Annotated in this window: 13 protein-coding genes; 5 read left to right on the forward strand and 8 right to left on the reverse strand. The window is 70.7% G+C overall.

Annotated features, from left to right (window positions below):
* Nucleotides 1–331: 331 nt before the first annotated feature.
* Nucleotides 332–991 (forward strand): TetR/AcrR family transcriptional regulator, encoded by a 660-nt coding sequence (locus tag R4I43_RS02810; RefSeq protein WP_324263902.1) that lies wholly within the window; start codon nucleotides 332–334, stop codon nucleotides 989–991.
* Here the strand turns inward: R4I43_RS02810 and R4I43_RS02815 are convergent.
* The 5 genes from R4I43_RS02815 to R4I43_RS02835 form a co-directional block, all read right to left on the reverse strand.
* Complete coding sequence (locus R4I43_RS02815) at nucleotides 988–2,328, reverse strand: uracil-xanthine permease family protein (protein WP_324263903.1); 1,341 nt, start codon at nucleotides 2,326–2,328, stop codon at nucleotides 988–990. The genes R4I43_RS02810 and R4I43_RS02815 overlap by 4 nt on opposite strands.
* A gap of 111 nt (nucleotides 2,329–2,439) precedes the next feature.
* Complete coding sequence (locus tag R4I43_RS02820; protein ID WP_324263904.1) at nucleotides 2,440–3,435, reverse strand: TIGR03842 family LLM class F420-dependent oxidoreductase; 996 nt, start codon at nucleotides 3,433–3,435, stop codon at nucleotides 2,440–2,442.
* A gap of 9 nt (nucleotides 3,436–3,444) precedes the next feature.
* Nucleotides 3,445–4,839: a dihydropyrimidinase gene (gene hydA / locus R4I43_RS02825; RefSeq protein WP_324263905.1), complete on the reverse strand. Its 1,395-nt coding sequence runs from the start codon at nucleotides 4,837–4,839 to the stop codon at nucleotides 3,445–3,447.
* An 11-nt stretch (nucleotides 4,840–4,850) separates the two neighbouring features.
* A complete protein-coding gene (locus R4I43_RS02830; RefSeq protein ID WP_324263906.1) occupies nucleotides 4,851–5,693 on the reverse strand; it encodes a nitrilase-related carbon-nitrogen hydrolase in 843 nt (280 codons plus the stop codon).
* A gap of 203 nt (nucleotides 5,694–5,896) precedes the next feature.
* Nucleotides 5,897–6,301 (reverse strand): DUF5313 family protein, encoded by a 405-nt coding sequence (locus tag R4I43_RS02835; RefSeq protein ID WP_324263907.1) that lies wholly within the window; start codon nucleotides 6,299–6,301, stop codon nucleotides 5,897–5,899.
* 215 nt (nucleotides 6,302–6,516) lie between these two features.
* Between R4I43_RS02835 and R4I43_RS02840 the strand changes: the two genes are divergently transcribed.
* Nucleotides 6,517–6,669, forward strand: a complete 153-nt coding sequence (locus R4I43_RS02840) for a hypothetical protein (protein WP_324263908.1) — start codon at nucleotides 6,517–6,519, stop codon at nucleotides 6,667–6,669.
* A gap of 48 nt (nucleotides 6,670–6,717) precedes the next feature.
* Here the strand turns inward: R4I43_RS02840 and R4I43_RS02845 are convergent, their stop codons facing one another.
* On the reverse strand, nucleotides 6,718–7,884 hold the full coding sequence (locus R4I43_RS02845) for a fumarylacetoacetate hydrolase family protein (protein WP_324263909.1): 1,167 nt from the start codon (nucleotides 7,882–7,884) through the stop codon (nucleotides 6,718–6,720).
* 293 nt (nucleotides 7,885–8,177) lie between these two features.
* Here R4I43_RS02845 and R4I43_RS02850 point away from each other — a divergent pair, with 293 nt between their 5' ends.
* Both R4I43_RS02850 and R4I43_RS02855 read left to right on the forward strand, forming a co-directional pair.
* Entirely contained in the window at nucleotides 8,178–8,720 is a 543-nt protein-coding gene (locus tag R4I43_RS02850) for a superantigen-like protein SSL4 (RefSeq protein WP_324263910.1), read from the forward strand.
* A gap of 57 nt (nucleotides 8,721–8,777) precedes the next feature.
* A complete protein-coding gene (locus R4I43_RS02855) occupies nucleotides 8,778–9,578 on the forward strand; it encodes an SDR family oxidoreductase (RefSeq protein ID WP_324263911.1) in 801 nt (266 codons plus the stop codon).
* Between the two features lie 5 nt (nucleotides 9,579–9,583).
* Here R4I43_RS02855 and R4I43_RS02860 read toward each other — a convergent pair whose 3' ends face one another.
* A complete protein-coding gene (locus R4I43_RS02860) occupies nucleotides 9,584–10,588 on the reverse strand; it encodes an NADP-dependent oxidoreductase (RefSeq protein ID WP_324263912.1) in 1,005 nt (334 codons plus the stop codon).
* A gap of 77 nt (nucleotides 10,589–10,665) precedes the next feature.
* A complete protein-coding gene (locus tag R4I43_RS02865) occupies nucleotides 10,666–11,658 on the reverse strand; it encodes a pirin family protein (RefSeq protein WP_324263913.1) in 993 nt (330 codons plus the stop codon).
* A 75-nt stretch (nucleotides 11,659–11,733) separates the two neighbouring features.
* Here R4I43_RS02865 and R4I43_RS02870 point away from each other — a divergent pair, with 75 nt between their 5' ends.
* Nucleotides 11,734–12,045, forward strand: a complete 312-nt coding sequence (locus tag R4I43_RS02870) for a GNAT family N-acetyltransferase (protein ID WP_324263914.1) — start codon at nucleotides 11,734–11,736, stop codon at nucleotides 12,043–12,045.
* Nucleotides 12,046–12,061: the final 16 nt, after the last annotated feature.

Genomic DNA, 12,061 nt, shown 5'->3' on the forward strand with positions numbered 1-12,061 from the left:
TGCCTCCTCTCCACTGTCCGCCCCGCCTTCCGAACGCGCGCACGCACAAACACCCGCCAAGGCAGGTCGATCGGAAGAAGGTTTGGGTAATAACCCGGTACGGACCAATCCTACGGCCGTGTTTCGCCACTTCCCAAACCGGACAGTTGTAATTTGCGCAACACCCTTCCTGCGCATCACCATGAGACCCTGGCCGTCACCCGGACGAGCGAACGTCGCAGGTCACGGAACCGTTTGCCACGCAAAGGAAAATGGACGCCGCTCATCCTCTTAACGGAGTACCCGACATGCGACAATCCGCCCGAAGCACAACAGGGCCGAAACGAGGATCATGACCACCACCGACACGACGCCGCGCCTGCGCGCAGACGCTCGCCGAAACCGGGACCGGATCATCGCCGCAGCTCAGGCCGTGTTCACCGAACGCGGTACCGAGGTGCCCATGGAGGAAGTCGCCCGCTCCGCCGGAGTCGGCGTCGGCACCCTCTACCGCCGTTTCCCCGACCGCGACTCGCTGATCCGGGCCGTCGCCCAGGACGCCTTCAGCACGGTCTTGGAGGACACCCGCGCCACCATCGAGCAGGAACCCGACGCGTGGCGCGCGCTGAGCCAGATCATGCACCGCGGCATGGCGCTGCGCACCGTGGTCCGGCTGACGGTGCTGTCCTCGCGGGCGCGGTCGATCATCAACAGCGACCCCAACACCGACGCCGTGCACAACGAGTTCATGGCGCTGGTGGACCACCTGGTCACGCGCGCCCAGGCCGACGGCACGCTGCGCGACGACGTCAGCACCGGCGACATCGCCGTGCTCAGCTCGTTGGCGCTGCAAGGCGTGCAGGCGCTGCCCGAGGAGCTTCGCAACCTCGCCCCGGCGCGCTACATCGCGGTGCTGCTCGACGGCTTGCGCGCGCAGAACAGCCGGCCGCTGCCCGGCAGGCCCATCTCCGCCGAAGAGGTCGTGGTCCGCACCCCGGAGGTGGACGTCTAACTCCGCCGGGCCACCGCGGCCCGCAGCACGTGGTAGCCGATGAGGGTGACCAGCGTGCCCAGGGCGATGCCGCTGAACTCGAACGACGGGGTGATCTGCAACGACACCCCGCCGATGCCCGCGACCAGCCCTGCGGCCAGCGGAAGCAGGTTGACCGGGTCGGCGAAGTCGACCCGGCTCTCCACCCAGATCTTGGCGCCGAGCAGGCCGATCATCCCGTAGAGCACGACGGTGATGCCGCCGAGCACACCGCCCGGTGTGGCGGCGATGATCGCGCCGAACTTCGGGCACAGGCCGAAGGCGATGGCCACGATCGCCGCCACCCAGTAGGCGGCGGTGGAGTACACGCGGGTGGCGGCCATGACGCCGATGTTCTCCGCGTAGGTCGTGGTCGGCGGCCCGCCCACGGCGCTGGACAGGGCGCTGGCGAAGCCGTCGGCGAAGATCGCCCGGCCCAGGCTGCCGTCGAGCCTGCTGCCGGTCATCTGCTCGACGGCCTTGACGTGCCCGGTGTTCTCGGCGATCAGCGCGATCACGGCCGGCAGCACCACGACGATCGCGGCCAGGTCGAACGACGGCGCGTGCAACTGCGGCAGCCCGAACCACGGCGCGTCGCCGACCCCGCTGAGGTCCAGCCGGGGGTGGGTGCTGACGTTGCCGTCGGCGTCGGGCGCGGTGATCGGCCCGAAGGCCACGTCGAACAGCCACGACAGCGCGTACCCGGCGGCCAGGCCGAGGAACACCGCGATGCGGCCCCAGAACCCGCGCAGCAGCACGCTGGCGGCCAGCACGATGATCATGGTGAGCAGCGCGACCCACTGGTCCTGCGGCCAGTAGGTCTCGGCGACCACCGGCGCGAGGTTGAAGCCGATCAGCATCACCACGGCCCCCGACACCGCGGGCGGCAGGACCCGGTGCACCGCTCCGGCGCCGACGAAGTGCACGACCAGCCCGACCGCGCCGAGCACCAGCGCGCAGATCAGGATCGCGCCGGTGACCGCGGAGCTGTCGCCTCCCCCGGCGCGGATGACGGTCACCGCGCCCACGAACGAGGCGCTGGAGCCGAGGTAGCTGGGGATCTTGCCCTGCACGATGAGCAGGAACAGGATCGTGGCCACGCCCGAGACCATGATCGCCAGGTTCGGGTCCAGGCCCATCAGCACCGGGAAGACGAAGGTGGCGCCGAACATCGCCACCACGTGCTGCGCGCCGAGCCCGATGGTGCGCCCCCAGGACAGGCGTTCGTCCGGGGCGACGGCTTCACCGGGCCGCGGCGTGCCGCCGTCCCCGTGCAGTCTCCAGCCGATGCCCAGCGTGGCACCCAGTCCCCGCCGCATGGCGCACCTCCCTGTTCCGCCCGCCGCGCGGGACCGCCGAATCGAGGCGGAACTCTACAAACCACCTCCCCTGTGATCGGCACCGCAGCCTGGGAGTTCACCAGGATCTGATCAGCGCAGCGCCGGGATGATCTGCTCGCCGTAGGCCCGCAGCGTCTCGTCGATGGCGTCGTGCATGGCGTAGACGGCGAACTGGTCGACGCCGATGTCGCGGAGTTCGGCCAGCCGATCCCGGTGGGCGGCAGGCGGTCCGAGCAGGCAGAAGCGGTCCACGACCTCGTCGGGAACGAAATCGGTGCTGGCGTTGCCCGCACGTCCGTGGTGCGCGTAGTCGTACCCCTCGCGGCCCTTGATGTAGTCGGTGAGCGGAGCCGGCACCCCACCGGTCTCGCCGTAGCGCGCCACGAGGTCGGCGACGTGGTTGCCGACCATCCCGCCGAACCACCGGCACTGCTCGCGCGCGTGCGCGAGGTCGTCGCCGACGTAGGCGGGGGCGGCCACGCAGACGGTGACCGCCCCGGGATCGCGTCCGGATCGGCGGGCGGCGTCCCGCACGTGCTCGACCATCCACCTGGTCAGGTACGGGTCGGCCAGCTGCAGGATGAACCCGTCGGCCTGGCGTCCGGCCAGTTCCAGGGCCTTCGGCCCGTAGGCGCCCATCCACACCGGCAGGTGCCCGTCGCGGACCCACGGCAGCCGGACCGGCGTGCCACCCAGGTCCGCCTCGCGGCCCTCGGCGAGGTCCTTGATCACCGCCATCGCCTCGCCGAGCTCGGCCAGGGTGGTGGGTTTCCCGCCGGTGACGCGCACGGCCGAATCGCCCCGGCCGATGCCGCAGACGGTGCGCGGGCCGTGCATGTCGTTGAGGGTCGCGAACAGCGACGCGGTGACCGTCCAGTCCCGCGTTCTGGGGTTGGTCACCATCGGGCCGATCCGCATCCGCTCGGTGGCGGCCAGGGCGCGGCTGTAGATGACGAACGGTTCCTGCCACAGCACGCAGGAGTCGAACGTCCACCCGTGGGTGAAGCCCAGCACTTCGGCCTGCCGCATCCGCTCCACGACCAGCGAGGCGGGTGGATCGGTCTGCAGGACGACTCCGAAGTCCATCTCCGCTCCTCAGGTCAGGTAGCCGCAGGCTTCGCGGCGCAGGAATCGCCCGCGTCCAGGACGTCCGCGGTAGTCGCCGTCGTGCACGATCACCTCGCCGCGCGAGAGCACCGTGCGGGCCCGGCCGGTGATCCGCCTGCCCTCGTAGGCGTTGTAGTCGACGTTCATGTGGTGGGTTTCGGCGGACAGCACCTGCTGGGCGCCGGGGTCGTAGAGCACCAGGTCGGCGTCGGCGCCGGGCGCGATGGCGCCCTTGCGCGGGTGCAGTCCGAACATCCGCGCCGGGGTGGTGCTGGCCAGTTCCACCCAGCGGCGGCGGCTGATGTGTCCGGCCACCACGGCGTCGTGCAGCAGGTCCAGGCGGTTCTCCACCCCCGGGATGCCGTTGGGGATCTTGGAGAAGTCGTCGCGGCCGAGTTCCTTCTGCCCGGCGAAGCAGAACGGGCAGTGGTCGGTGGAGACCACCGACAAGTCGTCGGTGCGCAGCGCCCGCCACAGCGAGGCCTGGTGCTCGGCCGGGCGCAGCGGGGTGGAGCAGACGTACTTGGCCCCTTCGAAGTCCGGTGCGGCGAGGTCGTCGACGGTGAGGAACAGGTACTGCGGGCAGGTCTCGCCGAAGACGTTGAAGCCCTCGTGGCGTGCCCGGGTGATCTCGGCGACGGCCTCGGTGGCCGACACGTGCACCACGTACAGCGGTGATCCGGCCACTTTGGACAGCTGGATCGCGCGGTGGGTCGCCTCGGCTTCCAGCAGCGGGTGGCGGACGCGGCCGTGGTACTTCGGGTCGGTGTGGCCGGCATCGAGGGCCTGGCGGACCAGGACGTCGATGGCGATGCCGTTCTCGGCGTGCATCATGATCAGCGCGCCGTTGTCGCCCGCTTGCTGCATGGCGCGCAGGATCTGCCCGTCGTCGCTGTAGAACACCCCCGGGTAGGCCATGAACATCTTGAAGCTGGTGATGCCCTCCCCCACCAGCGCGTCCATCTCCTTGAGCACGCCGTCGCCGACGTCGGAGAGGATGCCGTGGAAGGCGTAGTCGACGGCGCAGTTGTCGTCGGCCTTGGCGTGCCAGGTCTCGACGCCTTCGCGCAGCGTGCGGCCCACGGGCTGGATGGCGAAGTCGATGATGGTCGTGGTGCCGCCCCAGGCGGCGGCGCGGGTGCCGGTTTCGAAGGTGTCGGCGGCGTAGGTGCCGCCGAAGGGCATCTCCATGTGGGTGTGCGCGTCGACGCCACCGGGGATGACGTAGAGCCCGGTGGCGTCCAGGACGGTGTCGGCGGTCCAGTCCCGGGCGATCGCGGGCGTGGCGATGGCGGCGATCGTCTCGTCCTCGACGAGGACGTCGGCCTCGGTCTCCTCGGTCGCGGTGATCACCAGGCCACCGCGGATGACGGTTCTGCTCATCGCGGTCTCCTTCAGGGCCGGCTCAGCGGTCCGTAGGCGTCGGGACGGCGGTCGCGGTAGAAGGCCCACTTGCGGCGGACCTCGTCGATGACGTCCAGGTCGAGGTCGCGGACCAGCAGTTCTTCGTCGGTGTCGCTGGCGGGCTCGCCGACGAACTGGCCGTAGGGGTCGACGAAGTAGCTGGTGCCGTAGAAGTCGTTGTCGCCGTACTCCTCGACGCCGACGCGGTTGATGGCGGCGATGAAGTACTCGTTGGCCACGGCGGCGGCGGGTTGTTCGAGCTCCCACAGGTAGGACGACAGGCCTCGGCTGGTGGCCGAGGGGTTGTACACGATCTGCGCGCCTTCCAGGCCGAGGGCGCGCCAGCCCTCCGGGAAGTGCCGGTCGTAGCAGATGTAGACCCCGACGCGGCCCACGGCGGTGTCGAAGACGGGCCAGCCGAGGTTGCCGGGCCGGAAGTAGTACTTCTCCCAGAACCCCGGCAGGTGCGGCAGGTGGTGCTTGCGGTACTTGCCCAGGTAGGAGCCGTCGGCGTCGATGACGGCGGCGGTGTTGTAGTAGAAGCCGGGTCCGTCGAGCTCGAAGACGGGCACCACGATGACCATCGACAGCTCGCGCGCGAGCGCGCACATGCGCTGCACGGTCGGGCCGTCCGGGACCGGCTCGGCCCAGCGGTGGTGCTCGTCCTGCTGGACCTGGCAGAAGTACGGGGCGTTGAAGACCTCCTGGAACCCGATGATCCGCGCGCCGCTGGCGGCGGCGGCTCGGGCGTGCTGTTCGTGCGCGTCGACCATGCTGCCGGTGTCACCGGTCCACTTGGCCTGCACGAGGGCTGCGCGAACGACGTTGGCCATCGACGAGGCCACCTCCTCGCTCGGAATTCCCGCCGGATCTCGGGCGGATGGACCGAACGTAGGCCCGCCGGTGAACACCCGCAATCACCGCTCGGGCACGCTGGGTGATGGATCGGCGCAGCGCGAGCCCGCTGCGAGGGGCGACGTGGGTCGGGGTCCGGCCGGGAATACGCTCGACCGGATCAAGCGCCGGTGTGTCGGGGTCACTCCCACCAGGGGCGGTAGCCGACGCCGTGCTTGTTGGCGCGGTCGAGGTCCCGGCGCATGGCGCGGGTGTCGCGGGCGACGCCGGGCGGGAAGCCGTGCTTGATCGCGCGGTGCTCGCCGGTCTCGCCCATGTAGCAGACCGAGTAGAACAGGCCGACGAGCACGCCGAGCGCCAGCGAGCTCAGCCGGATCCACATCGGACCGGGCAGCAGCATCAGCACGGCGCAGAACGGGGCGAGCTGGGTCAGGGCGCGGGCGAGGTGGCGCAGCGCCCAGGTGCGGCAGGTGACGTCGTGCAGCACCCATTCGGCGCACCGGTCGGGCAGCTTGCCGCCGAAGGCGTACCAGACCCATTGCGCCGGGTTGGGTCGCGATGACGGCGCGGGAGGCGTGGTCGCCATGACTCCAGGCTAGTCCTCGTCGAAGCGCTCGGCGGCCGTCCGTTCGGCCGCCGTCACCGATCCTATGCACCCGTTGCCGGACGACATGACGCCACCACTGATCGTGATCTGAGCCACCTTCGGGTGATCTCGCGCCACGCTGGCGGGTGAAGCGCGTCCCCCTAGTAACGAGGCATTGCGGGAGCTCGATACCGCAGGCAGATAGGGGAGGAAACGTGTTCGTCGTCGTCGTGGCAATGGTTCTGGTTTTGGTTCTGGGGTTCGTGATGTTCACCGACGCGCTGGAGGGCACCGGGTCGATGAGCACCCGGCGTGGCCTGAAGGAGATCGCAGCGCAGGTCAAGCGGAGCGCGCGGCTGGGCGACTGAGCGCGCACGGCCCGCCCCTGCCGAGGCGGGCCGTGCTGCCGCAGGGGGTCAGAGCAGTCCGCGGCGGGTCAGGTTGGCGATGAGGGAGCGCACGCCGAAGGTCCACCGCGGGCACTGCTCGCTGCGGTTGACCCGGTTGACCAGCGCGCCGAGCTTCGGGGTGGAAATGCGCACCACGTCGCCGACCTGGTGCGTGAAGCCCTTGCCGGGCGCACCTCGGTCCGCGGTGGGGGCGAACAGGGTTCCGGTGTAGAGGATCAGCCCGTCCGGGTACTGGTGGTGCGCGCCCAGCGCGGCGGCGGCCAGCTCTTCGGGGTCGCGGCTGATCTCGCGCATCGAGCTGAGCCCGTCGAGGACGAACCCGTCCTGGCCGCGCACTTCCAGCCGCACGTCGAGGTTGCGGACCTCGTCGAGCCCGAAGTCGTCGTCGAACAGCCGCAGGAACGGCCCCAGCGATGCCGAGGCGTTGTTGTCCTTGGCCTTGGGCAGCAGCAGCGCGCTGCGGCCTTCGACGTCGCGCAGGTTGACGTCGTTGCCGAGGGTGGCGGCCACGATCCGGCCGTCGCTGCGAACCGCGAGCGCCACCTCGGGCTCGGGGTTGTTCCAGTCCGAGCCCTCGGCGATGCCGATCTCCGCGCCCGCTCCCACCGCCGACAGCAGCGGCGCCTTGGTGAAGATCTCCGGGTCGGGGCCGAGCCCGACCTCCAGGTACTGCGACCAGAGCCCGTCGCGGACCAGCACTTCCTTGACCGCGCGGGCTTCGTCCGATCCCGGCCGCACGGCGGTGAGGGTGCCGCCGATGGCCGCTTCGACCTGCTCGCGGATCTCCGCCGAGCGGCTGGCATCGCCGGCCGCGCGTTCCTCGATGACGCGCTCGAGCATGCTCTTGACGAAGGTGACTCCCGCGGCCTTGAGGACCTGCAGATCGGCGGGCGCCAGCAGTTTCGGCCCCGGCCCGCCGTCGAGCGTCGTGGCCAGCACCTGTGACAGCGACCAGCTCCTGCGGGGCGCGGCCGAGCGCGCGAGCCCGATCGGATCGCGGTGTTCGAGCAGGTCGGTCAGGGTCGGGGCGGAGTCGGTGAGGTCGACCAGCTCGTCGCCGCGCACGGCGACCACGGCCGGGCCGTCCTCGTCCGGATCGTGCAGGCGGCCCACCAGCGTGGCCGCGTCGCGATCGGTGGGCAGCAGGTCACTGGCATCGTCGAGCAGCTTCAAGTCACACCTCTCGTTCAGCTCGACGGCAACATAGCGCTCCGAACACCGGTTTCCGGCTCGAGCGGACGCGGTTGCTCCGGGCGCGCGTCCGCGCGCGGAGTTTCTCGGGAAGGCGCTGGCGAGCGGGCGTGGTGTTGACGTAGGGTTCGACCCGCCTTCACTCGTTCGGGTGAGGCTCTTTGGTCGGAATGGATCACTCGGCAGTGGGGTGAGTTGCAGTGGGCAGGTCGTCGTTGGCGCGAACCGCGCGAGGGCGCCACCGGCGTGGCGCCGCGTGGCGGTACACCGCACCGGTGCTCGGTTACACGACCGCGGCGGTGCTGGCCGTCATCGCCGCCACCTCCGCGCACTACTCGCAGACGCGCGCGGACGAAGTCGCGATGCCGGAACCGGCCGACGCCGCGCGGGCCCAGGCCTCCGCGCCGTCCCGGCAGTACCTGCCGCAGCTGACGCCGTCGACCTCCGCCGCTCCCCCGGTCGTGCCGATCGTGCCACCCGCGCCGACCACCCCGGCGCAGGCCGCCCCGAGGCCCGCGGCGAACACCTCCACCAGCGAGCCGACGCCCGAGACGACCACGACCCGCAGCGCGACTCCCTCGACGTCCTCGGAGGCGACGAGCACCCCGTCGACCAGCGTTGAGACGCCGACGAGCGAGCCGACGCAGACCTCCGCAGCCACGCAGACCTCGGAGCCCACCCAGACCTCCGAGCCGAGCCCGACCACGCAACCGACGCAGCCGAGCGAGCCCGGCGAGACGACCGAGCCGAGGCCGGGTCTGCTGCCGGTGGTCGGCGGCGTGGTGCAGGGCCTCACCGATCCGCTGCTGGGGCGCTGACGCCGCTCGCGGGGGCCGCGCACCGGTGGGATCGTTGATCCCGGGAGGTGCCGGCACATGGAAACGGTCGCGATCACCGGTGGCACCGGCCACCTGGGACGTCAGCTGGTTCGCCTGCTCAAACCGACGCACCAGGTGCGGGTGCTCACCCGCCACCCGGGCACGGACTCCGAAATCCAGTGGGTACCAGGCGATCTGGCCACCGGCTCGGGTGTGGAGGAGCTCGTGGCCGGGGCGAGCTGCGTGGTGCACGCGGCGACCTGGTCACCCGGGGCGCAACGCGGGTACCCACTTCCGGTGGACTTCTGGCGCAGCCCGCCGGACGTCGACGTCGACGGCACCTCGCGGCTGCTCGAGGCCTCCACGGCAGCCGGCATCGGCCACTTCATCTACGTCTCCATCGTCGGAGTCGACCGGCCCGCGCTCCCCTACCTGCGGCTCAAGCACACCGCGGAGGAGCTGGTGGGCGTCTCCGACGTGCCGTGGTCGATCGTGCGCGCGACCCAGTTCCACTGGTTGCTGGACCGGATGCTCGGCCGGGCGGCCCGGCTGCCCGCGGTCCCGCTCCCGGGCTCGCTGCCGACGCAGCCGGTCGACGAGCGCGATTTCGCCGACCACCTCGCGACCTGCGTGATCGAGGGGCCTGCCGGGCGACGCCCGGACTTCGGCGGACCCGAGGTGCTCACGCTGAACCAGGCAATGCGGACCTGGCGGGAGCTGCGCGGCGTCAAAGCCCGCACGTTCACCGTTCCGGCGCCGAAACGCCTGCGGCGCATCGCCTCCGACTGGACGTGCCCGAACGACCGGCACGGCAAGACCACCTGGGCGGAGTGGCTGCGCAACCACCCCGCCCAGTGAGGTGATCAGGCGATCTTGACCAGCATCTTGCCGGTGTTGTCGCCGCGCATCAGGCCCAGGAACGCGTCGGGGGCGTTGCGCAGGCCCTCCACGACGGTCTCCCGGTAGCTGATCTTGCCCTCGGCCAGCCAGCCGCCGACCTCGCTGAAGAACTGGTCCTTGAGGTGGGCGTGGTCGCCGACGATGAAGCCGCGCAGCTTCAACCGCTTCTGCACGATCATCATCATGTTGCGCGGACCGGGCTGCGGCGTCTCGTTGTTGTACTGCGAGATCATGCCGCACTCGGCTGCGCGGCCGAAGTCGTTGAACGCGAAGATCGCGGCTTCGAGGTGCTCGCCGCCGACGTTGTCGAAGTACACGTCGATGCCCTCAGGCGCGGCTTCGGCGAGCTGCTTGCGGACCGGGCCGTCGTGGTAGTCGAAGGCGGCGTCGAAACCGACCTCGTCGACCAGGTACTTGACCTTCTCCGGCGAGCCGGCGCTGCCGATGACCTTCTTGGCGCCGCGCAGCTTGGCGATCTGGCCGGCGAGCGAGCCGACCGCGCCCGCCGCACCGGAGACGAACACGACGTCGCCCTCCTTCTGCTCGGCGACCTCGACCAGGCCCGCGTAGGCGGTCATGCCGGGCATGCCCAGCACGTAGAGGTAGGCGTTCGGCGGGGCGATGGTGGCGTCGACCTTGGTGGCGTGCTTGGCCGGCACCACGGCGTAGTCGCGCCAGCCCAGCATGTGCAGCACGAGGTCGCCGGGCTCGTAGCCCTCGGCGTTGCTGCTCACGACCTCACCGACGGCGCCGCCTTCGAGGGCCTTGCCGACCTCGAAGGGCGGCACGTAGGACTTGCCCTCGTTCATCCGGCCGCGCATGTACGGGTCGACGCTCATGACCAGGTTGCGCACCAGCAGCTGGCCCTCGCCCGGCTGCGGAGCCTCCACCTCGGCGAAGTCGAAGTTGTCCATCGTCGGCAGCCCCTGCGGGCGGGAGGCGAGGCGGATCTCCAGGCCCTTGCTCATCAAACTGATCCTTTCATCGGAACACTTTCTTCCCCGGACTCTACGTCGACGTCTCCGACGCGGCCACGAGGCCTTGATCAGTGCCGGTCGCGGACCCGGCCGCGAGGGCGCAGCGCGGCGTTGGGCAACGCCGGAGCCGCCAGCGCCGGGGCGTCGTAGCCGCGCACGACGCCGAAACGGCCTTGCTCGTCGGAGCTTTCCCGACCCCGCTCCCACTCGGCCCGGACCTGGGCGACCTCGTCGTGGCTGCGGCCGACGAAGTTCCACCACATGACGATCTCCTCCTCGAACGGCGCCCCGCCGAGCAGCATCGCCCGCCCCGCACCCGCGGATCCGATCGTCACCTCGTCGCACCCCGTGCCCGCGTAGAGCATCTCGCCGGTGCTGACCTGCTGGCCGTTGACGGTGATGTCCGACAGCGCCAGCACCGCGTGCTCGAAGCCGGGCTCCACCGGGATCCGCATCGCGGCACCCGCGTTGATGCTCAGCTCGGCACCGACCAGCGGCGTGTAGGTCTTGGCCGAGGAGGTCGCGCCGAGCAGCGACCCCATCAGCACCGTCGCCGCACCCTCCGGCGTGGTGGCCACGGGCAGGGCGCCGTGGTGCTCGAAGTGCGGCGCGACGTCGCGCTGGCCGGCGGGCAGCGCGACCCACAGCTGCACGCCGTGCAGGATCGCGGAGTGATCGGCCGGGGACTCCTCGGAGTGCGAGATGCCGCGCCCGGCGGTCATCAGGTTCAGCTCACCCGGCTCGACGAGCTGGGTGTTGCCGAGGCTGTCGCGGTGCAGCACCTGCCCGTCGAGCAGCCAGCTCACGGTCTGCAGCCCGGTGTGCGGGTGCGGCGGGACCTGCATGCCGGCCTGACCGGTGATGTCGGCCGGACCGTAGAAGTCGGCGAAGCACCAGGCCCCGACCATGCGCCGGTCGCGGTTGGGCAGCGTGCGGCCCACCAGCATCGCCCGGGGCCCGCCCAGCGGAACTTCGCGTGGTCGCAGCAGTTCGGGTTCCGGTGCCGCGGTGGCCACGCCCCCGCAGTGCAGTTCGTCCGGATCGTTCTCGATGTTGCTCACGTGTTCAGCCTCCTGCATCAGCCACGCGCGTGCACAATGTTGGTTGAAACGTCATCCATCGACGGGAGTCGCTCCATGACCATCGAGCCCGAGGTGAAGGACAACTCGGACGCGAACCGGTTCGAGATCCGGGTGGACGGCCGGCTCGCCGGTTTCGCGGAGTACCGGCTCAAGCCCGGTCAGATCTCGTTCACCCACACCGAGATCGACGACGACTTCGGCGGCCAGGGCCTGGCGGGCAAGCTGGCGCGCGCCGCGCTGGACCAGGCGCGGGAGCGCGGGCTGGGGGTGCTGCCGTTCTGCCCGTTCATCCGCGGCTGGATCGCCAAGCACCCCGACTACGTGGACCTGGTGCCTGTCGAGCGCCGCGCCGGCTTCGAGCTCTGAGCCCGCGTCCCGAATG

The sequence above is a fragment of the Saccharopolyspora mangrovi genome (assembly GCF_035320975.1).
GTDB lineage: Bacteria > Actinomycetota > Actinomycetes > Mycobacteriales > Pseudonocardiaceae > Saccharopolyspora > Saccharopolyspora mangrovi.